This window comes from Acinetobacter sp. V89_7 (assembly GCF_029967895.1).
Lineage (GTDB): Bacteria > Pseudomonadota > Gammaproteobacteria > Pseudomonadales > Moraxellaceae > Acinetobacter > Acinetobacter soli.
Map to the genome: position 1 here is coordinate 21,197 of NZ_JASCAJ010000032.1, position 23,641 is coordinate 44,837.

At 43.6% G+C, this 23,641-nt stretch carries 22 protein-coding genes; 10 read left to right on the forward strand and 12 right to left on the reverse strand.

What is annotated here, in order from left to right; translation table 11 throughout:
* Positions 1 to 31: 31 nt before the first annotated feature.
* The 3 genes from QLG00_RS12845 to QLG00_RS12855 all read left to right on the forward strand — a co-directional run bounded on the left by QLG00_RS12845 (position 32) and on the right by QLG00_RS12855 (position 3,349).
* On the forward strand, positions 32 to 1,930 hold the full coding sequence (locus tag QLG00_RS12845; protein ID WP_282471151.1) for a TonB-dependent receptor: 1,899 nt from the start codon (positions 32 to 34) through the stop codon (positions 1,928 to 1,930).
* 84 nt (positions 1,931 to 2,014) lie between these two features.
* Complete coding sequence (locus tag QLG00_RS12850) at positions 2,015 to 2,593, forward strand: cob(I)yrinic acid a,c-diamide adenosyltransferase (protein WP_282471152.1); 579 nt, start codon at positions 2,015 to 2,017, stop codon at positions 2,591 to 2,593.
* 39 nt (positions 2,594 to 2,632) lie between these two features.
* On the forward strand, positions 2,633 to 3,349 hold the full coding sequence (locus QLG00_RS12855; RefSeq protein ID WP_282471153.1) for a glycerophosphodiester phosphodiesterase: 717 nt from the start codon (positions 2,633 to 2,635) through the stop codon (positions 3,347 to 3,349).
* A 28-nt stretch (positions 3,350 to 3,377) separates the two neighbouring features.
* Here QLG00_RS12855 and QLG00_RS12860 read toward each other — a convergent pair whose 3' ends face one another.
* Positions 3,378 to 3,872, reverse strand: coding sequence for an META domain-containing protein (locus tag QLG00_RS12860; protein WP_282471154.1), 495 nt, complete (start codon positions 3,870 to 3,872; stop codon positions 3,378 to 3,380).
* A gap of 248 nt (positions 3,873 to 4,120) precedes the next feature.
* Here QLG00_RS12860 and QLG00_RS12865 point away from each other — a divergent pair, with 248 nt between their 5' ends.
* From QLG00_RS12865 to QLG00_RS12875, 3 genes are all read left to right on the forward strand, one after another.
* Positions 4,121 to 5,290 carry an acyl-CoA desaturase gene (locus QLG00_RS12865; protein WP_282471155.1) on the forward strand — a complete coding sequence of 390 codons (1,170 nt, stop codon included), beginning with the start codon at positions 4,121 to 4,123 and terminating at the stop codon, positions 5,288 to 5,290.
* 111 nt (positions 5,291 to 5,401) lie between these two features.
* A complete protein-coding gene (locus QLG00_RS12870; protein ID WP_282471156.1) occupies positions 5,402 to 6,844 on the forward strand; it encodes a protein adenylyltransferase SelO family protein in 1,443 nt (480 codons plus the stop codon).
* A 145-nt stretch (positions 6,845 to 6,989) separates the two neighbouring features.
* Complete coding sequence (locus QLG00_RS12875; RefSeq protein ID WP_119690199.1) at positions 6,990 to 7,364, forward strand: MmcQ/YjbR family DNA-binding protein; 375 nt, start codon at positions 6,990 to 6,992, stop codon at positions 7,362 to 7,364.
* Between the two features lie 15 nt (positions 7,365 to 7,379).
* Here QLG00_RS12875 and QLG00_RS12880 read toward each other — a convergent pair whose 3' ends face one another.
* From QLG00_RS12880 to baeS, 8 genes are all read right to left on the reverse strand, one after another.
* The gene (locus QLG00_RS12880; RefSeq protein ID WP_025095443.1) at positions 7,380 to 8,300 is read right to left on the reverse strand and encodes a LysR family transcriptional regulator; all 921 of its coding nucleotides are present in this window, start codon (positions 8,298 to 8,300) and stop codon (positions 7,380 to 7,382) included.
* A 41-nt stretch (positions 8,301 to 8,341) separates the two neighbouring features.
* Positions 8,342 to 9,415 (reverse strand): histone deacetylase family protein, encoded by a 1,074-nt coding sequence (locus QLG00_RS12885; protein ID WP_025095442.1) that lies wholly within the window; start codon positions 9,413 to 9,415, stop codon positions 8,342 to 8,344.
* Positions 9,416 to 9,435: 20 nt separating this feature from the next.
* Positions 9,436 to 10,677: a Zn-dependent hydrolase gene (locus QLG00_RS12890; protein WP_282471157.1), complete on the reverse strand. Its 1,242-nt coding sequence runs from the start codon at positions 10,675 to 10,677 to the stop codon at positions 9,436 to 9,438.
* 2 nt (positions 10,678 to 10,679) lie between these two features.
* Positions 10,680 to 11,603, reverse strand: coding sequence for a glyoxylate/hydroxypyruvate reductase A (locus QLG00_RS12895; protein WP_282471158.1), 924 nt, complete (start codon positions 11,601 to 11,603; stop codon positions 10,680 to 10,682).
* On the reverse strand, positions 11,600 to 12,361 hold the full coding sequence (locus tag QLG00_RS12900; protein ID WP_151794837.1) for a class II aldolase/adducin family protein: 762 nt from the start codon (positions 12,359 to 12,361) through the stop codon (positions 11,600 to 11,602). Before QLG00_RS12900 ends, QLG00_RS12895 begins: the two co-directional genes overlap by 4 nt.
* A gap of 12 nt (positions 12,362 to 12,373) precedes the next feature.
* Entirely contained in the window at positions 12,374 to 13,687 is a 1,314-nt protein-coding gene (locus QLG00_RS12905; RefSeq protein ID WP_282471159.1) for an MFS transporter, read from the reverse strand.
* A gap of 476 nt (positions 13,688 to 14,163) precedes the next feature.
* Positions 14,164 to 14,850: a response regulator gene (locus tag QLG00_RS12910; protein WP_004933082.1), complete on the reverse strand. Its 687-nt coding sequence runs from the start codon at positions 14,848 to 14,850 to the stop codon at positions 14,164 to 14,166.
* A 3-nt stretch (positions 14,851 to 14,853) separates the two neighbouring features.
* Entirely contained in the window at positions 14,854 to 16,551 is a 1,698-nt protein-coding gene (gene baeS / locus QLG00_RS12915) for a sensor histidine kinase efflux regulator BaeS (protein ID WP_119690197.1), read from the reverse strand.
* 164 nt (positions 16,552 to 16,715) lie between these two features.
* On the opposite strand from baeS, the gene QLG00_RS12920 reads away from it, so the two are divergent.
* From QLG00_RS12920 to QLG00_RS12930, 3 genes are all read left to right on the forward strand, one after another.
* The gene (locus QLG00_RS12920; protein ID WP_004943537.1) at positions 16,716 to 17,081 is read left to right on the forward strand and encodes a hypothetical protein; all 366 of its coding nucleotides are present in this window, start codon (positions 16,716 to 16,718) and stop codon (positions 17,079 to 17,081) included.
* 294 nt (positions 17,082 to 17,375) lie between these two features.
* Positions 17,376 to 19,178: an acyl-CoA dehydrogenase C-terminal domain-containing protein gene (locus QLG00_RS12925; RefSeq protein ID WP_076033512.1), complete on the forward strand. Its 1,803-nt coding sequence runs from the start codon at positions 17,376 to 17,378 to the stop codon at positions 19,176 to 19,178.
* A 178-nt stretch (positions 19,179 to 19,356) separates the two neighbouring features.
* Positions 19,357 to 21,138, forward strand: a complete 1,782-nt coding sequence (locus QLG00_RS12930; protein ID WP_282471160.1) for an acyl-CoA dehydrogenase C-terminal domain-containing protein — start codon at positions 19,357 to 19,359, stop codon at positions 21,136 to 21,138.
* Positions 21,139 to 21,185: 47 nt separating this feature from the next.
* On the opposite strand, the gene QLG00_RS12935 is transcribed toward QLG00_RS12930, so the two are convergent.
* A complete protein-coding gene (locus tag QLG00_RS12935) occupies positions 21,186 to 21,815 on the reverse strand; it encodes an FMN-binding negative transcriptional regulator (RefSeq protein ID WP_282471161.1) in 630 nt (209 codons plus the stop codon).
* A gap of 140 nt (positions 21,816 to 21,955) precedes the next feature.
* On the opposite strand from QLG00_RS12935, the gene QLG00_RS12940 reads away from it, so the two are divergent.
* Positions 21,956 to 22,450, forward strand: a complete 495-nt coding sequence (locus QLG00_RS12940; protein ID WP_004943542.1) for a phosphate-starvation-inducible PsiE family protein — start codon at positions 21,956 to 21,958, stop codon at positions 22,448 to 22,450.
* A gap of 48 nt (positions 22,451 to 22,498) precedes the next feature.
* On the opposite strand, the gene QLG00_RS12945 is transcribed toward QLG00_RS12940, so the two are convergent.
* Positions 22,499 to 22,939 (reverse strand): RcnB family protein, encoded by a 441-nt coding sequence (locus tag QLG00_RS12945; RefSeq protein ID WP_282471162.1) that lies wholly within the window; start codon positions 22,937 to 22,939, stop codon positions 22,499 to 22,501.
* Positions 22,940 to 23,144: 205 nt separating this feature from the next.
* Positions 23,145 to 23,498 carry an RcnB family protein gene (locus QLG00_RS12950; RefSeq protein ID WP_282471163.1) on the reverse strand — a complete coding sequence of 118 codons (354 nt, stop codon included), beginning with the start codon at positions 23,496 to 23,498 and terminating at the stop codon, positions 23,145 to 23,147.
* Positions 23,499 to 23,641 lie beyond the last annotated feature (143 nt).

Consider the following 23,641-nt stretch of genomic DNA (forward strand, 5'->3'; position numbering starts at 1 on the left):
TCACGTGGGGTGAATGTATGGAGCATAAAACATGTCTATTTCATTTCAGCCTACCCGTTTGGTGGGGGCAATCGCAATTGCGATGGGGTTTTCTTCAACAACTGTTTTTGCTGATGATTCAACAGATGCAACTCAACTTGATCCGATTGTGGTGACTGCATCAAAATCTGAAGAAAAAGCCAGTGAAGTGCCTGCGCGAATTTCAGTAATCGATGAAGAGACGATTCGGCAGAATCCTCTTTTGAATGTATCCGATATTATTCAACGTGATCCGTCTATCTACATCAAACAAAATGGCGGCATTGGTCAAGGTACCAATCTTTCAATTCGCGGAACAAATCCAAATCATGTGTTACTGCTTAAAGACGGCGCTCGTTTAAATACTCCCAATACCATATCCCCAATTTATCCAGAGACTCTTGATACAACCGACACACAGCGTATCGAAATTCTTAAAGGTCCTTCTTCTGTTCAATACGGAAGTGATGCAATTGGAGGTGTTATTCAGTTGATCTCATTAACACCCATCAAAAACTCTGCATTTGTAACGGGTGTTTATGGTGAAAATAATACGTATAAGGCACTATTAGGTGCTGATCTAATCAATGACCAAGGTTTTTATATACAAGTTCGGGGACAACGATCAGAAACAGATGGGACACGGATTTTTGACATTCAACCCAGTGGTCTAAAAGCAGCGTACGAACAAAAAGGCTATAGCACCAAGATTGGCTATGACAATAAAGAAACGATTCGAAGTAGCATAGAAATCAGTCGAAATGAAGGAACAAATAATTACTCTCAAGATTATGGGGCATCTAATACCGCAAAACGTGAGTTTGAAAATCAACTTATCAACACTAAGCTTGAATATAAATTAGCTCCAGAACTAATACTAAATGCTCGATACTCGAATTTTAGGGACGAACAAAATTATGTTGAAAACGCCCCATATATAGCCAAAACAAAAAGAAATGAAGGCGATTTAAACCTTAAATGGCAATTTTCTCCTGATCAAAATATTCTTGCTGGAACCAGTATTGATCTAAACCAGTACAAAGATAACTCTATTTTGAATGGTAAACAAAATATTGATTCAGCAGGCTATTATGTTCAACATCAATACAAAAAAGACCAACTGAGCACGCAGGTAGGACTACGTGTTGAAGATAATGAAAAATTTGGAACGCATACGGTAGGACAAGGTGCTGTACGCTACTTCATCACACCGTCATCTAGTGTCTATGCAAATATTGGATCAGCGTTCAGAGCACCCTCATTATCCGAACTTTATTATAATTATGAGAGTACGGCTTATAATTATTACTCTTATGGCAATCAAAACCTCAAGCCTGAAGAAAGTGTTTCTTACGAAATTGGGTTAGATCATGCATTTAGCAAAACCTTATCTGGTTCATTATCAGCCTATCGTACCAATATCGATAATCTTATCAGTACAATTTCGACTTATAATCCCGCTAATGGTGCCACAATAGCAACCTATGAAAATGTAAATAAATCGACATTTACAGGTGGTGAAGCTGTATTAAAGTGGTCGTTCGATGATCTCTTTATTTCTGGCGAATATGCATATGTTAAAACAGAGAACAAGAATACTGGATTAGAAATTGCATATCGCCCACGTGAGACGTTAACGCTAACAAGTGGCTTAGAAAATACTCTTTATGGAATAAGCGCCTCATTAATTGCTAGATCTGATTCCAAATCGGCCAACTCCGTTAACTCAATTAAAGTTCCAGGCTATGTCACGATTGATTTGAATGGATACTGGAATATCAATCCATACATAAAGCTATTTACCAACATTCAAAATGTAGGCGATGTTCAATATAAGACAGCATATAATTTTGGGAGCTGGTATGTTAATGGTGGCCGTCTTGCCTCTGTCGGTGTAACACTAAAATACTAATGTAAACTACTATTTAATCAGGATAATGTCTCACGATATTATCCTGATTTTATTTAACCCTCTTACACATTTTTAGGAAATCTTATGGGACATCGTTTAAGTAAAATTTATACCCGCACAGGTGACTCAGGTACAACTGGTCTGGGGGATGGTTCACGTGTCGCAAAAGATGATTTAAGAATTGCTGCACTCGGCGATGTCGATGAACTCAATGCGATTTTGGGCGTTCTGCGTGCACAGATTGAAAGTTCTATGCTTGAAAACAAATCGACATGGGATAAACATTTAAGCTTGATTCAACACTGGCTCTTTGACTTAGGCGGTGAGGTTTGTATTCCAAACTATAACTTACTGCAACCGCTAAGTATCGAGTTTCTAGAACGTGATATCGATCAAATGAACGAACACTTACCAAACCTTAAAGAGTTTATTTTGCCATCAGGCACTTTAGTTTGCAGTTATGCGCATCAAGCACGTGCGGTGTGTCGTCGGGCTGAGCGAAGCCTGATTGCGGTACAGCAACGTGATCAGAATATCCAGAACACTTCCATTCAGTTACTCAACCGTCTTTCAGACTGGCTGTTTGTGGCTTCACGAGCATTGCAACGCGAGGCTGGTGGCAATGAAGTGCTGTGGCAAAAAAATATTAATGACACCATTTAAGCGCTAAAATAGTTTTTCTGTTCTGAGCGTAGGACATTTATGCGTATTATTGGCCATCGCGGTGCGCGCGGCGAAGCACCGGAAAACACACTGGGTGGATTTGAATATCTCAAACAGCTCGGTGTTCGTGCTGTCGAGTTTGATGTTCGGCAGCTCAAAGATGCTACAACGGTCATCATGCACGATGATTCGTTTTTAAGAACCACTGGTCACGCTATTTCGCTCTACGAGTGTATACAAAATGATCTGTGTCAATATGATCATCGCCTGAACTGGCCAGTATGGACTCAAGCCGAATATACCCCAACTTTTAGTCAAGCAATGGCCATTTTAAAAGACTTTGAACACATCGAGGTCGAGATCAAACATGTCGAGGATCTGGCTCAGGCTGAACGACTAACTGCTCGGCTGGATATGGAGCTTCAAGACTTTCATGATCAAATTATCATGACCAGTTTTGACGAGAAGGTATTAAAAACGCTCCAAACTCACAAAAGTCGTTTTAAGCGCGGTTTTCTCATCGAAACCGATATAAAAGCTGAAGCCATAGAAAAGGCACTAGCTTTAGGGTGCTGTCATATCGGATGGATGGATCGACTGGCCACACCCGAGATGATTCAACTGTCGCATGATGCTGGGCTTACCATCAGTGTATGGACAGTCAATGATGTTGAACGCGCGAAAGCATTACGGGATTTAGGTATTGAAGGGCTGATTACTGACGTACCTAAATTGATGCTGGCACATCTCGATTAATCTGGGCAGGTTGGCCCTGCCCGTTGGCTTATTTTCGCTGTGCCACAATCAGCACATTTTGTTCTTTATCGAGTAAAAGCAATTCATTGCCCTGACGCTTGAAGCTCACAATGCGCTGTAAAGCATCCATCAAGTTGGCTTCTTGCACCAAAGCTCGGTCACACACCTGATGATCTGCTTTCACATCAAAACTCAGGCGAGATTGACTGAAATTATAAAGATAACGTCCAAAGACCGGATTACAGCCTGTATTTCCATTCACCGTATTCAAGGTTGAATTCAGGCGAATAGCTGGCAATTGGTTAAAGAAGTTGGCACTTTTTTGCTGAATATGCGTAATTTGCCATGTAATATCCTGTACACCATCGGTAGAGCGTGGTGTCTCAGTCGATTTCACCGCATGATTGGCAGCGTGTTTTTTATTGTGTTGTTGTTTTTGTGGAGGGGCTTGTGTGCTCTGACAAGCGCTCAACAGTGAAGCCAAACTTAAAACCGCAGCGATGTGAACGATTTTTATCAACAATTTTTCCTCCTTATTTTTTGATCGAAATGACCTATGTTTCTTGCGATAAACATACGATAAAATCAATCGATCCTTTGTTGAATTCTGTTACTGTTTCTTTGAATACACTTGTACAATAATGCTAGTGAACATATGTTCGCTCATGCTAATATGCGTAGTACATCGCCAGTAATCAAAAAAATTTCTGGGCCAAGCTGTTTTGTTTTTTAACCTTTGTTACACAAAGGCTTCTAGGAGCGCTGTCGGAGATGAATCCTCCCCTACCTCAAGCCCCAATTAACTGGATTGCCGTTTTTGCCTTAATTTTTTTACCGCTCGTTGCAGTCATTGCAATTCCCCTGTATGCCTATCACCATGACTTTAGTGCTGCTGCATGGGTGAGCATGTTTGTATTACTGGGAATCAGCAGTCTGGGCATTACAGCCGGTTACCATCGTCTTTGGGCGCATCGTGCCTATGAAGCCACGTTGCCTTTAAAAATCATTTTGATGATTATGGGCACTTTTGCGGTTCAAAACAGCGTGCTTTATTGGGCGTCGGGCCATCGTACTCATCATCGCCATGTCGATGATGTCGAAAAAGATCCGTACTCGATTAAAAACGGATTCTGGTATGCACACTTGGGCTGGATGTTAAAAAATTATCCTGCAGCTGAACCAAACTTTAAAAATGCACCAGACCTACTCAGTGACAAACTGGTGATGTTCCAGCATAAATATTATGTTCCGCTGGTGATTGTGGTTCATGTGGCAATTTTGACACTGGTGGGCTGGGCAGTTGGCGATATGTGGGGCGTGGTTTTACTGGGCGGTTTGGTTCGACTGATCTTGAGCCATCATGTGACCTTCTTCATCAACTCACTGTGTCATATGTGGGGCAAGCGTCCGTATACTGACGAAAACACCGCACGTGATAACTTCTGGTTGGCAATTGCGACTTGGGGTGAAGGCTACCATAACTATCATCACATCTTTCAGTACGACTACCGAAATGGTGTGAAATGGTGGCAGTATGATCCAACAAAATGGCTCATTTGGACTTGCTCAAAACTTGGTTTGGCTAAAAATTTACGTCGTATTCCAAGCTTTAATATTAAAAAAGCTGAACTCGCGATGAAGTTTAAGTACGCCGAGCAGGACTTGGCAATTTATGGCCATGATGTCAACTCTGACTTGGTGCAAATGAAGCAACGTATTGCTCAAGAATACGATGCCTTTACACATACGCTCAATGACTGGGCCAAGTTAAAAGAGCAAGAATTGCATGCCAAAAAGGCAGCGGTGGCAGAAAAAATTCATCAGATGGATCACAAGCTCAAAGTTGATTTTCAATTGCTTGAACACCGTTTGAGTCATCATCGTGAATGTCTGGAAACGCTGATGCGTAATGTCAAAAAGCGCAATGCGGTTTCAGAATAAACCAGAATTTTAAAAGCCCCACTGGGGCTTTTTTTAGGTCTGTTGCTCGCGAATTTGGTTCAATCTAAATTTTTGCTATAGTGACCGTTCAACCGATGAGTTCTCACCATTATGCTTTTCAATTCACGCTACCCGACTTTAAACGCTAAATTGTTTCACCAACAATCACCTGTTCCGCTTAAAGGAGTAAAAGCAGGCCATTTCAATGCTGCTCTGGCAGATGAGTTACAGTGGAACGAACAAGATAAAGCAGCATGGGTTGAGATTTGTAGTGGTCAAACTGTCTTTGAGCAATGCCCTCCACTTGCGATGGTGTATGCGGGCCATCAATTTGGTCAATGGGCCGGACAATTAGGCGATGGCCGCGGTGTGTTGATTGCTCAAGTGTTAGATCGATCTGGACGTACTATAGACCTACACCTTAAAGGTGCGGGGCTAACGCCATACTCTCGTATGGGCGACGGACGTGCAGTGCTGCGCTCGGTAATTCGTGAATATTTGGCTGGCCATGCACTCAATGCACTTGGCATTGCATCTAGTAATGCGATTGGTTTTACAACGTCAACGCAAGGTGTACAACGAGAAACACTTGAATTGGGCGCCATGTTACTACGCACCTCGGATTGTCATATTCGACTTGGGCATTTTGAATGGATTAATCAATATACTCCTGAGCTTTTGACAGAATTCACCCAAAAGTGTATTGAATGGCATTATCCTGAAGCACTTGAAGCAGAACATCCTGTTTTGGCATTTGCCCAAGGCGTGATTCAAAAAACCGCTAAAATGATTGCGGATTGGCAGTTGGTCGGCTTTGCCCATGGTGTCATGAACACTGATAATTTGAATATTACGGGATCGACTCTGGATTTTGGGCCATTTGGATTTATGGAACGTTTTCGCCCTAATTGGATCAACAACCACTCCGATCATCAAGGCCGTTATGTTTATCAAAATCAGCCGAGTATCGGACACTGGAATTTATGGGTATGGCTCAACAATCTGATTCCATTGGCCAAAGAACAAGATAAAGAAGAATTTAAGCAACAACTGGTCAGCTGCCTTGAGGCTTTTGAACCAGCATTCTTGGCCTACTATACCGAAGGGCTATGTAAGAAAATGGGCTTACCGCAGTTTCATCATGACAGTTTCGATTGTGGCATGGCATTTTTACGCATTTTACAAAGCGAACAACTGGATTACACCCAAAGTTTCCTCCGCCTACAACAGCATGATTACGCTGCACTTCGAGATGACTGCCTAGACATCCGGCAGTTTGATGCTTTTTTGCAGCAGTACCATCAGATTCGAGAACATCAAGATATTGCAGCGCTTGATCAGACGATGTCTGAAGTGAACCCCGTTTATATTTTACGTAATCACATGGCGCAGCACGCAATTGAACAAGCTGAACGCGGTGACTTTTCAGAAGTAGAGCGTTTATTTACCCTACTTGCCTCACCTTTTACACGCCAACCTGCACTTGAACGAGAGCAGGATCTAGCACCTTTGGCAAGTGATGTTCCTGAAGTGATGGTGAGTTGTTCATCTTAAGATATTTTGAACAGACCCACTTATCCCCATTTTCTGTGGATAACATTGTGATTATCCACAGGATAAGTAACTTTACATGCAAGATAACAGAGCTCAATTTTTGATTGATTCTGTTCTTATCCAACTATTTTCAGGAAGAAAAAAAATGAACACTGAAGAAATGAAAAGCTATGCGCTCAGTGTGGCGCTTAGCCTTCCACAGACGAATTTAAGTCAGCCTTTTTCAGCCGATTCAGATGTAGTCAAAGTTTTCGATAAAATTTTTATGGTTGCAGGGCATGCGCACGGCCAAGGTTGTATCACTTTAAAAGTAGATCCCGTTCAAGGCGAAATGCTCAAAGATACCTATAGCTGTATTCAAGGTGGCTATTACATGAATAAACGCCACTGGATTTCAATTTATGCAGGCTCTAAAATAAGTGCAGATCTCATTCATGATTTAATTCAAGATTCTTACTTATTGGTAGCGAAAACGCTAAATCGAGTTCAAAAAAATCAGCTGAATGATTCAGATAAATAAAGTTCACTTTCAGTACTAACGCGGAAATACATTGCGCAATTCATTGATAAAGTACTGTTCAACCAAAGAGAGTTTTCGGTCCTTATGCCAAGTCAGTAAAATAGGCAATACTGCGGCGTGCGGAAGAGGCGGAAGCTGCTTAAACTCATGATGATCGTGCCGTGCCTGAACCATATGTTTAGGTAAAAATCCAATCCCGATACCATGTTTGATAAAACGGATCACTTCATCGATATTATTGGTGGTCACCAGCAAGCGATTTTGCTTGATAATGGTTTCACGCACCTCATTTAACGGCGACATCGGATCATTAAGCTGTTCACTTTGAAATGAAATAAACCCATGTCCTTTGATCTGATCGACCGATTCAAGCGTTTCATGGAAAAGTGGATGTCGAACACTACAAAATAGGGCGTACTTTTGATTGATCAAAGCATGATAATGCAGTTTGGGATACATCTCCCGGCTAATACAAATGCCCAGTGCAGGCACTTTCTGTAAAAGCAATTGATGTATTTCTTTACTTCTGAGTACATCGACCTGAAAGTCGACCATTGGATATTTTTCGTGAAAGTCGTGCAAAACCCGATCGTAACGTGCCGATTCAATCCGGCTGAGTACCAGTAACTTAATCGTTCCGGTGAGGCTATTTTTTTCGGTATTCAGGCGCTCTTCATAATCGATTAAATGATTATAAATCGTTAAACTGGCTTCAAAAATGATTTCACCGGTGGGCGTTAAATGAAATTTCCCACCAGTACGAATAATCAGAACATCGCCAATTTGTTCTTCCAAACGCTTTAAGCTTTGACTAATTGCCGACTGAGTCAGAAAGAGTTTATTGGCTGCTTTGTTTAAACTCCCTTCTTGCACAATCACGCGAAAAATGCGCAGCAATGACCAGTTACATTTCTCGAGTAAAATATCCGTTTTCACTGCTACGCCTTATTGCATGTGTCTAGTTGAGATCTATCCTATCAAAACTCTTCTAACGCCGTCATTTTCAATGTTGAAATACGGTCAGATTTTTCGGCTACACCAAAACCACGCATGAAACTTTTAAAATTTTCTCCCAGTTTTTCGATACAGTAGCCACCCTCAATTAAGCTTATTGTGGGTACCCCTATCGATTTAATTTTCTCTGCCACTGTTTGAAAGCCTTCAGTGCTCACCGAACACTTGGCCTGTGGATCATCTACATACACATCAAAACCCATCACATGTACCACGACATCAGGCTGATACAGTTTCACAAAGTCAACGGCCTGATCTAAATAGTCGAAAAAAGCGGCTTCTGAACTGCCGTGTGGCATTGGGAAATTTTTGTTGTAACCATAGCCTGCACCAGCACCATATTCATCTTCAAATCCAGCCACGACTGGGTAGAAATTAGTGGGATCGCCATGCACCGATACATAAAGCACATCATCTCGATCGTAGAAAATCTCCTGCACGCCTTGTCCGTGATGCATGTCGGTGTCGATAATTGCAACACGTTTAAAATGCTGGCGCAGATACTGTGCAATGACGGCGGCATTGTTGATATAACAAAACCCCCCAGCACCATCTTTACGAGCGTGGTGTCCTGCTGGACGTGTCAGGCCAATCATCAGGTCAGCATCTTGCTTGATCAGTGCATCGGCACAAGATAATGCTGTTTGTGCAGACCAATATACCGATGTCCAAGTATCCTGACCAATTGGTGCACTTCCATCGGCCAGATATTTCGCAGCTTTGGCTAAAATCCCGATTTCACGATTGTTGTCTCGGATAAAAATATTAGAAAGCACTTCATCGCCCCAATCTTCAGGTAATGCTTTCCATTCCGTATACGCATTTTTTAAAAAGCTGATATAGCCTGGCGTATGCACGCCCAGTAACGGCGCAGTACCAAATTCTTTAGCTATAGATACCGGTAAGCCCATCTCTTGTGACGCACGTAAGAGTTCGTGCATCCGTTCGGGTTTCTCTTGCGGTTGGCGCATTTTTCCACGTGAGTAATAACTTTGCGGACGATGTTTTAATTGTTCTGGATGAAAGAAAATTTGCATATGGGCATCCTTTTTGGCGATCAGCTAACACAAGCCAGTTGCTGACGTTGGTCAAATTTTAAAACACTGCGTAATAAGACTTCGGCCCCCTGTTGAGCTTGCAGTGGCGTAATATTTTCTGCTTCGTTATGACTTAACCCATTTTCACAAGGGATAAAGATCATGGTGGTTGGGCAGTGTTTGGCCAGATGGATGGCATCATGCCCTGCGCCGCTAACTATCTGCTGATGGCGATATCCCAACTCGTTCACGGCAATCTGAACAGTTTCAATACAATCTGGATCAAACATGGTGGCTGGGCTAAACCAGTGGCGTTGAATGCCAAGCGCGACATCACGCTGCTGCGCAATCTTATGCATATAATCAGTGACCCGCTGTTCCATCTTTAAAATTTCGGCATCGTTGGGATGTCTTAAATCGATCGTCCACTGCACAGCTTGTGGAATGGTATTACGTGATGAATGTGCAACGGAGAGCTCACCAAAGGTAATTAAGCCTTGAGGAAATTGCTTCAAAATCATCTCTTCTAGCGCAGTAATTATCTGTGCAGACGCAATCATGGCATCACGGCGCATCGCCATCGGCGTGGTACCGGCATGCGCTGCTTGCCCAGATACTTCGATGTCCAGCCAGATTATGGCCTGCCCGCCCGTCACTACGCCAATTGCATTTTGGTTCTTTTCCAGCACAGGTCCTTGTTCGATATGCAGTTCATAATATGCAGCAAAATTACGTTTTAACGGCAATTCACCGCTTTGCCCTGTTCTTACCAACTCAGCGGCCACACTGATTCCATCTTTATCACAGGTTTGCCTGACTTGCTCTTGATCAAGTACGCCCACAAACACCCCTGAACCCATCATGGCGGGGGTAAAGCGTGCACCCTCTTCGTTCATCCATACTGCAATTTCAATTGGATGTCGCGTTTTGATTTGCTGCTCATAAAGACATTGGAGGACTTCAAGCCCTGCCAAGACGCCATAAATTCCGTCAAAACGTCCACCTTTCGGCTGGGTATCTAAATGGCTGCCCATTACGATCGGCGGTAGAGATGCATCCAGCCCCTCACGGCGTAAAAACATGTTTCCAATCACATCAAAGTCTACATGCATCCCGATTGCCGAAGCCCAATCGATCAGTCGTTGGCGCCCTTCTCTATCCAGATCGGTGAGCGCTAGTCGTGTGTTGCCACCTTGTTCGGTTGCTCCGATTTGAGCCATCTCCATCAACGTCGACCACAATCTGTTTGTATTTGTTTTCATATTTAATATCCTTTCAAATAGTCGACTGTATTGATCAGCGGCTGCTGCCTTAGAACACGCCGATCATTTTCCAGTATTTGCTGTACCACCACGTCAAGCGGTGCATGTGAAGCCACATGCGGTGTCATCACCACCTTTGGTGTGGTCCATAACGAATGTTCTTTCGGTAAAGGTTCTTGTTCAAACACATCTAAAATGGCACCGCGTAAATGATCCGATTCAAGGCTCTTCATCAAATCATCGACATTTAAATGTGCGCCGCGGCCACTATTAATGATGGCGGCACCTTGCGGTAACTGCCGGAAAGTTTGGGCAGATAGAATCTGTTTGGTTTCTGGCGTAAGCGGCAATAAATTAATCAAAATCTGGGTTTCGGCTAAAAATGCAGGCAGCTCGCTCCAGCCAGCAAAGGTGTCAACACGTTCGATATTTTTTAAAGATTTGGACCAACCCCGAACCTGATAACCTGCCGCAGCCAGATGCTGTGCGACATAGGCACCCAGCTCACCTAGCCCCAAAATACCCACACAGACATCATATTCATTTTTTTGTGGCCACTGTCGCCAGATGTGCTGCTGTTGCTGCTGAAGATACACATCAAAACTGCGCTGGTAATACAGCACACCCCACTGCAAATAATTCAACATGCCTTGCTTATGGTGCTGATCGACGATTCGGCAAATTTGGTAGTCTGTGCCAATCTCCTCTAAATTGAGGTGCTCAATTCCCGCCCCCATTGAATGAATCACTTTAAGCTCAGGCAACTGACGTAACTGCTGCATATCGGGAAACCAACAGGCGGCTGTGGTCGCCTGCTGCGCGCGCGGGTCATCTGGCAAGCAAAAATGTGCTGGAGAAGCATAGGCCTCAAAGGCATCGAGCAGCATGGCTCGCGCATAGGATTTGGTCGAAGCAATCACAATCATGCGCAGTACTCATCTTGCTGATGCTCAATTAACGATAAAGCCGCCTGCCAAGCATCTTGAATAATCGGCTCGACCTCTTTACGGTTAAACTGTGCTGCGGTGTGGCGACACACCTCGATATCCGGCAGATTCAGCTCAGGGCTACTCATGGCTTTAATCTGAATCTGACAGGCACGCTCCAAAAAATAAATTTCATGAAACGCGCGCGCAAGCGTGTCACCAGTCGCAAGTAAACCGTGATTTCTTAAAATCATACAGCGATGTGTACCTAAATCGCTCACTAGGCGTTGCTGCTCATCGAGTGACAAGGCAATACCTTCATAGCTGTGATAGCCGATCTGTTCGTAAAACTTAAGTGCGTGCTGCGACAAAGGCAGCAGACCGTGCTTTTGTGCAGAAACGGCAACACCATCTGCGGTATGCGTATGAATAATACAATTCACATCAGATCGGGCATGATGAATCGCAGAATGAATCACAAATCCGGCAGCATTGACTTTTTTGCCTCGATCGTAGCTTTCTACAATTCTTCCGTCATGATCAATCTTGACCAAATTAGAAGCGGTCATTTTTTCAAATGGAATACCATATCGATTGATCAGAAAGTGACAAGGTTCATCTGGCACACGCAAACTAATATGCGTATCGATTAAATCTGTCATACGGTAATATGCAATCAGTCGATATAAAGCAGCAAGCTGGCAGCGTGCACTCCATTCCACCGGATTCATATGACTGATGCTGTACGAGGTATTCATGTGGTTCATCCTTTAAGCCGATTCTTCTCGAATCATGTGTGATGCAGAGGTCTGTTGCGGTTTTTGTTTGTCCATGAGCATCTTTACGCCAATCACGCCAATAAAAGACAACAACGATAAGAAGCTAAAGAACAAGGCCAGTGGCATCCACTGCCCCGCATAATGGCTAGCCAACATGGTGCCGATTAGCGGCGTGGTACCCGCACCAATTGCTGCAATAAATTGATACGACACAGAAATACCCGAATAGCGCACATGGGTTGGGAAAATATTGGCCATAAAACCTGCCGAAACTGCATATAAGGCCGATAAGCTCACCACCGCGATGGTGATACCAAGTGTCATGAGTATTAAATTTTTAGTTTCTACCAACATAAACATTGGATAAGGCACAATCAAACAAAGCGCAGATACAATAATTAAAAAGCGTTGTGTTCCCATTTTTTCGCCAAACCAAGCAGCAAATGGCATAGTGATAAACTGAATTACCGTGACAAAAAATAGCGTATCTAAAATGGTTTGCTTGCTAATATCGAGATATTGCGTCACGTAGGTAATCATAAAGGTATTGGTGAAAAAGAAACCCGCGGTTCCAATGGTGATGGTGAGCCCAGCAAAGATCACATGCGGTAGATAGTTTTTTAGCAATTCCTTAACCGGATAGTCCACGGTTTTTTCTTTCTTTTGTGCATCTGCAAATTCTGGCGATTCTTCAATACCAAAACGAATCACAAAGCCCACTGCCATTAAAAAGAAACTGAATAGAAAGGGAATACGCCATCCCCAAGAAGCAAAGGCTGCATCATCTAGGGTACTCACTCCACGAAATACCAATAAGCACAAAATCAGACCCGCCGGACTGCCAAGCTGTGCAAACGAGGCAAAAAAGGTTTTTTTCTCCTTTGGCGCATGTTCACTGGCCATCAGCACTGCGCCACCCCACTCGCCCCCTACCGAAATCCCTTGTAAAAAACGAAAGAAAATCAACAAAATCGGTGCCCAGATTCCAATGCTTGCATAACTTGGGATGAGGCCAATACAAGTCGTGGCCAGCCCCATGAGCACCATAGTAAATAGCAGCATTTTTTTTCGGCCCAAACGATCACCCAAGTGACCAAAAATCAAACCGGCCATAGGTCTGGCAATAAAGCCAACAGCCAAGGTTGCAAACGATGCCAAGGTTCCTGTCACTGGATCTGTTTTTGGAAAAAAAACGGTTCCCAAAATCAGTGCAGCAGCCGTGGCGTAGACATAAAAATCGTAAAACTCAATGGTTGTTCCCATAAATGCGGCTGCGGCAGCTCGCTTTGATTGGTCTTTTTTCATCCCTTTTCACCTTCTAAGCTAGATAATAAATCAGTCATTTTTGTATGGGCTTAATGATGCTGGGCTTGAACGTCCATGTTCGAGCTGGCTCAATTCGCTATAAATACACGATCTGACCCAACTACCTTAATGGAATTGAAAAATATGATGCAAACGAATAATTTTAAAGCAAGGTATTAGTAAATCTTATATGTTTTAAAATGATGCAAATAATGAATTAAACATTGATAAATAATGATTTAATTTAATTATTATGCACAAGATTAAGGATATTTTTCGATTTTATGCACAAAAATAGCGCGCAAATAGATTTCACTGTTTTTTTAGCTTAAGTACAACTTATTTCATGTTTTTCGATGATTAGAGCATATCTTTTTGCTTTAAGTTGACTCCGTATCGACATGCGAGATGATCTTAAAAATAAAAAACGCACCGTCTAAACAGTGCGTTAGTCTCAAATTAGATGTATTTATCCATTAGTCTTCAGGATATTCAAAACGATACCCAACACCATATACCGCCTGCACCCATTCATGGCGATTACCTGTGTCTGCGGCTTCACTGATCTTACGGCGTAAATTTTTAATATGGCTATCGATCACACGGTCTGCCACATCAAAACTGTCTGGATTGATATGATCTAGCAGTTGCGCCCGTGAATACACCTGCCCCAAATGCTCCAAAAATAGCTCCAGTAAACGAAACTCGGTTGGAGTCAGGTTTAAGGCTTTTTGCTTGTACCAGATTCGTTGCTGTGCCTTATCAATACGAAACATATCGTTTTGTTCAGGTTCGGCTTTACGATCCAGACGACGTAAGACTGCTTGAACACGTGCTACCAGTTCTTTGGGGCTAAATGGTTTGCAGACATAGTCATCCGCGCCCATATTAAGGCCCAATACTCGATCAATTTCCTCTGTACGCGCGGTCACCATAATAATCGGTAAATCTGACTGTTCACGCACTTTACGGCAAATGGTCAAACCGTCCATACGCGGCACCATCAAATCCAGAATCATCAGATTGGGTTTACGCTGCACAAAGCTCTCATACGCCTCTTGGCCATCATGAAACATACTGACTTCAAACCCAGACGCCTCTAAATAATCACGAACCAGATGAGCTAATTCCACTTCATCTTCAACTAACATCACATGTTTCATGGATCAAATTTCCTTAATCTTTGATTGTGTTTTTGGAAAAGTCAGAATGCAACGCAGACCACCCAAAGGCGAATGATCAAAGCGCAATTGGCCACCCAGCGCTTGTGCCAGCTTCGACGACAATGCCAAGCCGAGTCCAGTACCACCTGTGCTTCGTGTACGCGAATCATCAACACGATAAAAACGTTCACCCAAGCGCGCCAGCTGTTCGTCGCTCAGCCCAAGCGGACTGTCATCGACAATTAAAGTCCACTCCGATTCATTTTGTTCAGTATGAATCTTGATCTGCCCGCCAGCTTGCGTATAACGCACACTGTTACTCAATAAGTTCACCACAATTTGTTTGAAGCGATCTATATCTAATTGTAACGTAGTGCCTTCTCCTGCAATCGAAATTTGAAGTTCGGCCTGCTCAAACTTTGGTTTGAAGTGCTCAACTTCCTGTACCAAGACCTCCCACGGATTGACCTCGGCCATATAACATTTCAATTGCTGGGCATCGGCTTGGGCCAAATCGGCCAGATCTTGGGTTAGTTTTTTCAAGCTACTGACCTGACTCATCATGGCGGTCAAATGCTGCGGTGTGGCTTTACGGATGCCGTCCTGCATCGCTTCAATTTGTGCCTGTAAAACGCTTAGCGGAGTTTTTAGCTCATGCGACGTATCGGCCACCCATTGACGTCGAGACTCTTCATGCTGATACAGAATTTTAGCCAATTGATTTAATTGAGTCGCCAGATCACCCAACTCATCATTACGTTTAATTTCAACCTGATGCTTATAATTTCCACGGGTTAATTCACGTGTGGCATTGAGCAGACGTTGAATCGGCTTTTTAAAATAAGTCGCCAATAAAAGTGCCGCAATTAAACTGGTCAAGACCGACAAAGCATAAATCAGCAATAAAAAGCGCTTTTGATTGCTAAAGAAATTAATACTTAAAGCGTCGTCTTCATCGAGTACCGGTTTTAAGCCCAAATATCCCACAATCTGGTCTTTGACAATAATCGGACGATAGGAAATCTGCTCATTGGCACTTTCTCCCACCACAAACTGATGCTTGGCATCGTATAACGATAAACGCGAACTCAACCCCAAGCGGTCTGGCATGGCAATAAAACGCTTTTTACCGTCGTGATGCATCATATTGGCCATTTCGGAAGCACGCGGCGGTGCTTTTTTCTTTTTGCCATCATCTGGACGGAAAAAATTCTGATTCGAGCTGAGTGGAAATTTCAGACCTTCAAAAGGCTGATACTCAGAAGGTAAATTATCTTTTAAAAACTGCCGTTCTTGCTCGTCCAGTACGGGTCTATTTTTAAGACGGTTTTCGTTGGTCAGATCGGGCGAGAGCATAATCATGTTTTGCTCATTGAAAAAACGCTGCTGCAACGCAATATCGTACTGACGGCGTAACCACCAGCGTGACAGACGATCATAGTCATCTGGCGCGGCCTGTCCTTCAATTTGTAAAATCTGCGCCTGAATGGCATTGCCCCAATCGCCATAAGTGGTATACACATTGGCCAAATTGGTGATCAAATGATCCAGCTTTTGCATTTCGACATCGGCCACATATTTGGCAAAATTTTTCTGCATGGTCCAGTGCAAAACACTCAGACTCACTGTGGTAATCAGCAAGGTGGTGAGCAGTACGGTTAGAAACAACCGAAGCGCAATGGGAACGCGGCGTATTTTCAAAAGCGAGCTCTCATGATTCGTTTATCTTTTCTATTGTAATCAACACTCAGGCAAAAAAGTCTCCATTGTTCCTTCATGTTTATTATTTAATCTTTATTAGGTTTTTAGTCAGCATACATCCTAGTGGTGTTCACACACTAAATCATTCACTTCGGGGATTCAATATGAACAAAATGGCAAAAATTACACTTTGTATGGCTACAGTGATCAGTATGGGGAGTTTGGCAGCCTGTCAATCCACCATGCCACCTCAAGATCCCAATGCACCTAAAATGATGGATGGCCCGGCAGGCAAACACTGGATGAAACATCACAAACTTACCCCAGAACAACGAGCAGACATGCAACAGCGACGCGCTGAGCGCAAGGCTGAATTTGAACAGATTCAAAAAGCATGTACAGGCCAAGCTGTAGGTCAGACCATTCAGGTAAAAATGGGAGACAAAACAATTGATGGAACCTGTGAGTTACGCTTTAAGCCTAGCAAAATGAATGATCGTATGGCCCCTCCTCCAGCGCCAGCCGCATAAATTTAGCACATCATAAAAAAGGCACTTCGGTGCCTTTTTTTCTGGTCACATCTTTTTACGATTTTGACTATTCCTTTCATTTGAAATTCATAAAAAATTTATACGATTTAATTACTTGTATATTTCAAGATAATTTTCTTTGACTTTACAGTCATGGATTAGACTCCCCGAAATGCTTGTACAGGGGTATAAGTTATTGCACGATGTAATTCATAAGAAAGGTACCTTCGGGTATCCAACCGTAATCGACAGGACATTAGAAACGCTGGTTTAACCAGTATTGAGGAAACCGATATGCCACAATACAAAGCGCCTTTACGTGATATGCAATTTGTTTTGCATGAGTTACTAAATGCTGAAGAGCACTATGCAAAACTTCCTGCATTCCAAGAGAACGTAAGCCGTGAACTGGTTGATCAATATTTAGAAGCGGCTGCAGATTTCTGTGAAAACGAGCTTTCTCCACTCAACCAAATTGGCGACCGTGAAGGCTGTACATGGAATGATGGCGTGGTCACAACGCCAACAGGTTTTAAAGAAGCTTACCAAAAATATATCGAGCTGGGCTTTCCGTCTTTAGCCGCAGAAGAAGCTTACGGCGGTCAAGCATTGCCAAATTCACTCGGTATTGTGATTTCAGAAATGGTCGGTTCGGCTAACTGGGCATGGGGTATGTATCCGGGTTTATCGCACGGTGCAGTGCGTACCCTTGAGCACCATGGCTCAGCGCAACAAAAAGACACCTACCTACCAAAACTCGTTTCAGGCGAGTGGACAGGTACGATGTGTTTGACCGAATCTCATGCAGGCTCTGACTTAGGTATTATTCGCACCAAAGCAGAACCAAATGCAGACGGTAGCTATGCCATTTCGGGTGAAAAGATTTTCATCTCGGCGGGTGAACACGACATGGCCGACAATATTATACATATTGTCTTGGCACGCTTACCCGATGCGCCGAAAGGTACCAAAGGCATCTCACTATTCATTGTGCCAAAATACTTGGTCAATGAAGACGGCTCAATTGGTGAACGCAACGGCGTCCGCTGTGGTTCAATCGAGCACAAAATGGGAATCCATGGTAATGCGACCTGCGTATTGAACTTTGATCGTGCAACAGGTTATTTAATCGGACCTGAAAACCGTGGTCTCAACTGCATGTTTACCTTTATGAACACCGCACGTATTGGTACGGCTGTTCAAGGTTTGGCAGCATCGGAATCATCATTCCAAGGTGCTTTGAGCTATGCCAAAGACCGTTTGGCGATGCGCTCACTCTCTTCACCAAAAGCACCACAGAAAGAAGCCGATCCGATTATTGTGCATCCAGCAGTTCGTAACATGCTGCTTACCCAAAAGGCATTTGCAGAAGGTGGCCGTGCTTTGGTGTACTTGCTGGCACTTTATGCCGATATCGTCGAAAAAGGCGCTGATGAAGAAGAGCGTAAGTTTGCCGACAATATCTTGTCGTTGCTGACACCAATTGGTAAAGCATTCCTGACCGAAACCGGTTATGAAGCAGCTAACAAAGGCGTTCAGGTCTTTGGTGGTCACGGCTTTATTGCTGAACACGGTATGGAGCAGATTGTACGTGATACGCGAATTGCTTGCTTATACGAAGGTACCACTGAAATTCAGGCACTCGACTTGCTTGGCCGTAAAGTACTGCAAACCCAAGGTGCCATGTTGCGTGACTTCACCAAAATGATTCACAAATTTGTTGAAGCCCACAAAGACAACAGCGCCATGAAAGAGTTTATCGAACCGCTTGCGGCTGTAAACAAAGAATGGGGCGACATCACCATGCAAATTGGAATGCGCGCGATGCAAAATCCAGATGAAGTGGGTGCTGCCGCAGTCGATTACCTTTATTACGCAGGTTATGTGACCTTGGCCTACTTATGGGCGCGTATGGCACAGGTCGCGCTTAGCAAACTCGAAGAAGGCTCAAGCGATGTAGATTTTTACAACGCAAAAGTGACCACGGCGCGTTTCTACTTCCAGAAAATCTTGCCGCGCGTTCGCTCACATGTCGACGTATTGTCTACGGGTGTTGAGTCATTGATGTCCTTAGAAGCAGAACACTTCGCGTTCTAATCACAGTTCGGGATCGATTACAACGGCCCCCAACCAGAAAAGGACTGATCAGTTTTGACAGTCCTTTTTTTTCAAATTAGATGTTACATTAAAACCACTGACAACGCTGTGACTCAATGCATTTTCTGTGCAATATTAAAGACATAGAACTATGCAAAAATATTCAAGGTGAAGAATTATGCCAATTTATAATGCGCCACTCGCAGACATGCGATTCATCTTAAATGATGTATTTCAAGCTGAACAATTCTGGCAAGCCAACGAACATCTTGCCCATGTCGATGCAGCAACTGCAGAAGCTATTTTGGAAGAAATGGCAAAATTTGCTCAAAATGTCACACTCCCTTTAAACCGTTCAGGTGATGAAGAAGGTGCACGTTATGAAAATGGCCAAGTCTTCACACCAGCAGGCTTTAAAGAGGCCTTTGCACAGTACGCACAAGGCGGCTGGATCGGATTGGGTGCCGACGAAGAATGGGGCGGTCAGGCCATGCCTAAAATGTTGACCGTGCTGGCCGATGAAATGCTGTTTGCGACCAACCCTTCTTTTTTGCTCTACCCGCTCCTATCGGTTGGTGCAGGTATGGCCTTGAGCAGCTATGCATCACAAGCGCAAAAAGAAACGTATTTACCTAAAATCTATTCAGGTGAATGGTCAGGCACCATGTGTTTGACTGAGCCACATGCCGGTACCGATTTAGGGATTATTAAAACCAAAGCCGAACCGAACGCAGATGGATCGTACAACATCACTGGAACCAAAATCTTTATTACCGGTGGTGATCACGACCTAAGTGAAAATATCATTCATTTGGTATTGGCCAAAACGCCTGATGCACCCGCAGGTTCGCGTGGTATTTCTTTATTTATTGTGCCAAAGTTTTTGGTCAATGACGATGGAAGTCTTGGCGAGCGTAACGCAGTCAGCCCAGGTTCGATCGAACATAAAATGGGAATTAAGGCATCGGCCACTTGTGTAATGAATTTTGACGGTGCCAAAGGCTTTTTAGTGGGTAAAGAAAATGAAGGCTTAGCCGCAATGTTTGTCATGATGAACTATGAACGTTTATCGATGGGTATTCAAGGCTTAGGGGCTTCAGAGTTTGCCTACCAGAATGCGGCACAATATGCCACAGACCGCTTACAAGGTCGTAGCGCATCAGGCGTACAATCGCCGAACAAACCAGCCGACAGCATTTTGGTTCATGGTGATGTACGCCGTATGCTCCTGAATGTACGTGCCAACAATGAAGCATCACGTGCCTTTGCCGTGTATGTTGGGCAGCAACTGGATATCACCAAGTTTTCAACTGATCCAGAAGCCGTAAAGAAAGCCAACGACCGCGTGGCTTTGCTGACGCCAATTGCCAAGGCATACCTCACCGACACCGCCTTTCAGGCAACCCTAGATGCCCAGATGTGTTTTGGTGGGCATGGCTTTATCCGCGAGTGGGGTCTGGAGCAATGTGTTCGTGACTTACGTATTTCACAGATTTACGAAGGCACCAATGGTGTTCAGTCTCAAGATTTGATTGGCCGTAAAACCATTAAATGTGGCGGTGCGTATATCGGTGAATACATCAATGAAATTCGTGATTTCGCCAATACGCTTGCCGCAGATTTAAACTTCATTAAGGATGCAACACTTGATGCTGCCACTGAAGTTGAGGCTGTAACGCAGTTTATTATTGAACAAGCCGCTGAAAATCCAGACTTTCCAAATGCAGCAGCAGTCGATTATTTACATGCGGTCGGTTTACTCAGCTTTGCCTACATGTTTGCCAAAATCGCGGCAGCGGCCAAAGACAAATCTGGTGAGTTTTACCAAAATAAATTGTCGTTGGCACGGTACTTTGTTACCCGCATCTTGCCAGAGCTTGAATCACGTATTCGTAAAATCGAAGCGGGTTCTGATTTGGTCATGAGTTTTGATGAAGCCTACTTTACCGCACAGTCTTAATCCGCTCGATTAAAAAAAGCCTGCACATGCAGGCTTTTTTTATTGCCTTATTTAGGGAAGAAGCGTTCTACAGCAGCTGCCATATCAGGTTGAATCTCTTGCAATGCAGCGACCACGCTTTCTTTATTTTCCACTGTACGATTTTGACTGACTTTAAACTTGCCAACAATTGATTCAATCTGCAACTCAATTGCTACAATTTTCTCAAGCTGTTCTTGTATAAACGCTTTTGGTGCATCTCCGATTCGCCACGGGTTTAACTGCTCAACCTCATGCTCCCGCGTTAAACGAGCTAAAATACCGCGCAAATGGCTTTCATCTTGAATACAACGCAACGTTCCTTTGGCGTGGAGTACTCGATAATTCCATGTCGGCACGACATGATGATCTACATGTTTGGAAGCATACCAATTCGGTGATATGTAGTGTTGTTCTGCCTGAAAAACGACATAAGCTGGACGTGTAGAGGCTAACAGTGCATAGAGTGGATTAGCTTTTGCAATATGTGCACGCAATGTATGAGCAGTTGCTACAGACATATCTAGCTCAAACGGTAAATGATTAATCTCTAACTCACCATGATCATCTGTCACAATCAAGGTTCCCAAAGGATTCTGCTTGATGAGAGTCTGTAACTCCCGTATATCATTCACTTCAAAATGTGGCGGTAGATACATTCATTCCCCCTTGTTTATATTTTTGATCTAAATTTCGGCCAAAAGGCTTAAAAACATCCACTTGAGCCTAATGTCTTGTGTCATGCGCATGAAATTTGCTTGGTGTACATCATACCTTTAATTGATTGCCGAGTTCATTTATGTCTTCTTCTAAACGTCCAAACAGGCTTGAAGCGTTACTCGATCGCTTTGGCAACTATGCTGTTGAAGCATTTCACTATATTGCCCTGTTTATTATTGGTTGTATGGTAGTGTGGTCAGCTATTCACACCACCATTGATATTTTCACAGTAAAATCTTACGCCACCATTGATGATATTTTGCTGTTGTTTATTTATTTGGAATTGGGCGCAATGGTCGGGATTTATTTTAAAACCAACCATATGCCAGTACGTTTTTTAATTTATGTAGCCATAACCGCCCTAACACGATTGCTCATTTCAGATATTCAGCATAACCATAAAGCAGATGTTAGCCAGTTGATCATTACCGGCTCAATTCTGATCTTGGCCTTAGCCATTTTGATTGTACGTTATGCCTCATGGAACTTCCCCTCTGTGATCCGTGAAAAGCATCAGACACGTCCTTTAGAACAAGGCAAAACACCACGTCCTGAAGACGATGAACTGGCATAGAAAAGCCCATCCTGCCTCAAGCAGTATGGGCTTGTTAAGCTGTCAAAATTAACGATGCGCCAGCAAAATCTGCGCGATAATGCCGGTTGCGACAGCCACCAGTACATAGCGACCATCAATGTACGTCCAACGATGCTGTGGCGGTGGTGGAGGCAATTGATAGTCATACCAGTTGTTTACATAGTAACGGTCGGAGTAATACTGCGGCGGTAAGCGATAACCGGGACGAAAACCCTCATGCACGCGATAATAATGCGGAGCTGGCGAAGCATAGTAATACCGGTTTTCTACAATACGCATGTGTGGGGGTGGCCCATAAGATCGCCAGTCACCACGATGCCAATCATCTCGGCGCCAATCTGGATGATGATATGGCCCATCATGCTCATGGTTCCATTGATGACCGGCCCAATCAGGTGGATCTGCTAAGGATAAAGTGGAAGTTCCAAGCAGGACGACAGCGAGTGAAGCAGCGATAATTTTTTTCATTTCGAAATGTCCACAGCATGTGACGCTTGAATCAGCATAAAACTATGGCAAGGATAAATAATGTATAAATCAGCGTGTAGTGCAAGCAATTGTTATTGTTTTTGCCACGATGTAACTTAGCTTAAAATCATGGAGAAGTAGCGTCAGTCATCCTCTAGATATAAAAAAAACCACCGCATGGCGGTGGCTCTTAAATTGAATCAAATTAGTAAACTTGATAGATCCGATGGTTGTAGTTTGAAACCAGTAAATAACGACCATCTGCTCTCACCCAGTGATAACCACGCGGTGGAGTTTTCAAGCGATAGGCACGCCAGTTGTTCACTTGATAGCGGTCATGACGCCATGCCGCTGGTAAGCGATCACCGCGCTGAAAACGATGCTCACGGTAGTCACGATGACCGTTATCATGACGGCGGTCATGATCCCATTTGGCAGCAGGTGCATGGTGACGATCACGTGGGCCATGACCACGATCCCAGTCAGGGCCTGCAAACGCAGTAACCGACACCCCTAACATCATTGTAGATACCACAAGCGCTTTGAATACAGTATTCATCTGGATGTCCTTTCTTCATCTCTCTATAGACTCATGGTAATGGCCGCCCAAGAAGAAAGGATGGACAAAAACACAGGCTTTACTATCTGATTGTAATCATCATAAAGAAATCATGAAGAGATGTAACACCTAAGATTCATTCT

Coding starts and splice junctions, on each gene's coding strand:
- QLG00_RS12925 (WP_076033512.1), top strand. CDS start 17,376: ATGCCACAATACAAAGCGCCTTTACGTGATATGCAATTTGTTTTGCAT.
- QLG00_RS12930 (WP_282471160.1), top strand. CDS start 19,357: ATGCCAATTTATAATGCGCCACTCGCAGACATGCGATTCATCTTAAAT.
- QLG00_RS12885 (WP_025095442.1), bottom strand. CDS start 9,415: ATGCAAATTTTCTTTCATCCAGAACAATTAAAACATCGTCCGCAAAGT.
- QLG00_RS12855 (WP_282471153.1), top strand. CDS start 2,633: ATGCGTATTATTGGCCATCGCGGTGCGCGCGGCGAAGCACCGGAAAAC.
- QLG00_RS12945 (WP_282471162.1), bottom strand. CDS start 22,939: ATGAAAAAAATTATCGCTGCTTCACTCGCTGTCGTCCTGCTTGGAACT.
- QLG00_RS12890 (WP_282471157.1), bottom strand. CDS start 10,677: ATGAAAACAAATACAAACAGATTGTGGTCGACGTTGATGGAGATGGCT.
- QLG00_RS12865 (WP_282471155.1), top strand. CDS start 4,121: ATGAATCCTCCCCTACCTCAAGCCCCAATTAACTGGATTGCCGTTTTT.
- QLG00_RS12920 (WP_004943537.1), top strand. CDS start 16,716: ATGAACAAAATGGCAAAAATTACACTTTGTATGGCTACAGTGATCAGT.
- QLG00_RS12935 (WP_282471161.1), bottom strand. CDS start 21,815: ATGTATCTACCGCCACATTTTGAAGTGAATGATATACGGGAGTTACAG.
- QLG00_RS12950 (WP_282471163.1), bottom strand. CDS start 23,498: ATGAATACTGTATTCAAAGCGCTTGTGGTATCTACAATGATGTTAGGG.
- QLG00_RS12905 (WP_282471159.1), bottom strand. CDS start 13,687: ATGAAAAAAGACCAATCAAAGCGAGCTGCCGCAGCCGCATTTATGGGA.
- QLG00_RS12895 (WP_282471158.1), bottom strand. CDS start 11,603: ATGATTGTGATTGCTTCGACCAAATCCTATGCGCGAGCCATGCTGCTC.
- QLG00_RS12875 (WP_119690199.1), top strand. CDS start 6,990: ATGAACACTGAAGAAATGAAAAGCTATGCGCTCAGTGTGGCGCTTAGC.
- QLG00_RS12900 (WP_151794837.1), bottom strand. CDS start 12,361: ATGAATACCTCGTACAGCATCAGTCATATGAATCCGGTGGAATGGAGT.
- QLG00_RS12850 (WP_282471152.1), top strand. CDS start 2,015: ATGGGACATCGTTTAAGTAAAATTTATACCCGCACAGGTGACTCAGGT.
- QLG00_RS12870 (WP_282471156.1), top strand. CDS start 5,402: ATGCTTTTCAATTCACGCTACCCGACTTTAAACGCTAAATTGTTTCAC.
- QLG00_RS12910 (WP_004933082.1), bottom strand. CDS start 14,850: ATGAAACATGTGATGTTAGTTGAAGATGAAGTGGAATTAGCTCATCTG.
- QLG00_RS12940 (WP_004943542.1), top strand. CDS start 21,956: ATGTCTTCTTCTAAACGTCCAAACAGGCTTGAAGCGTTACTCGATCGC.
- QLG00_RS12845 (WP_282471151.1), top strand. CDS start 32: ATGTCTATTTCATTTCAGCCTACCCGTTTGGTGGGGGCAATCGCAATT.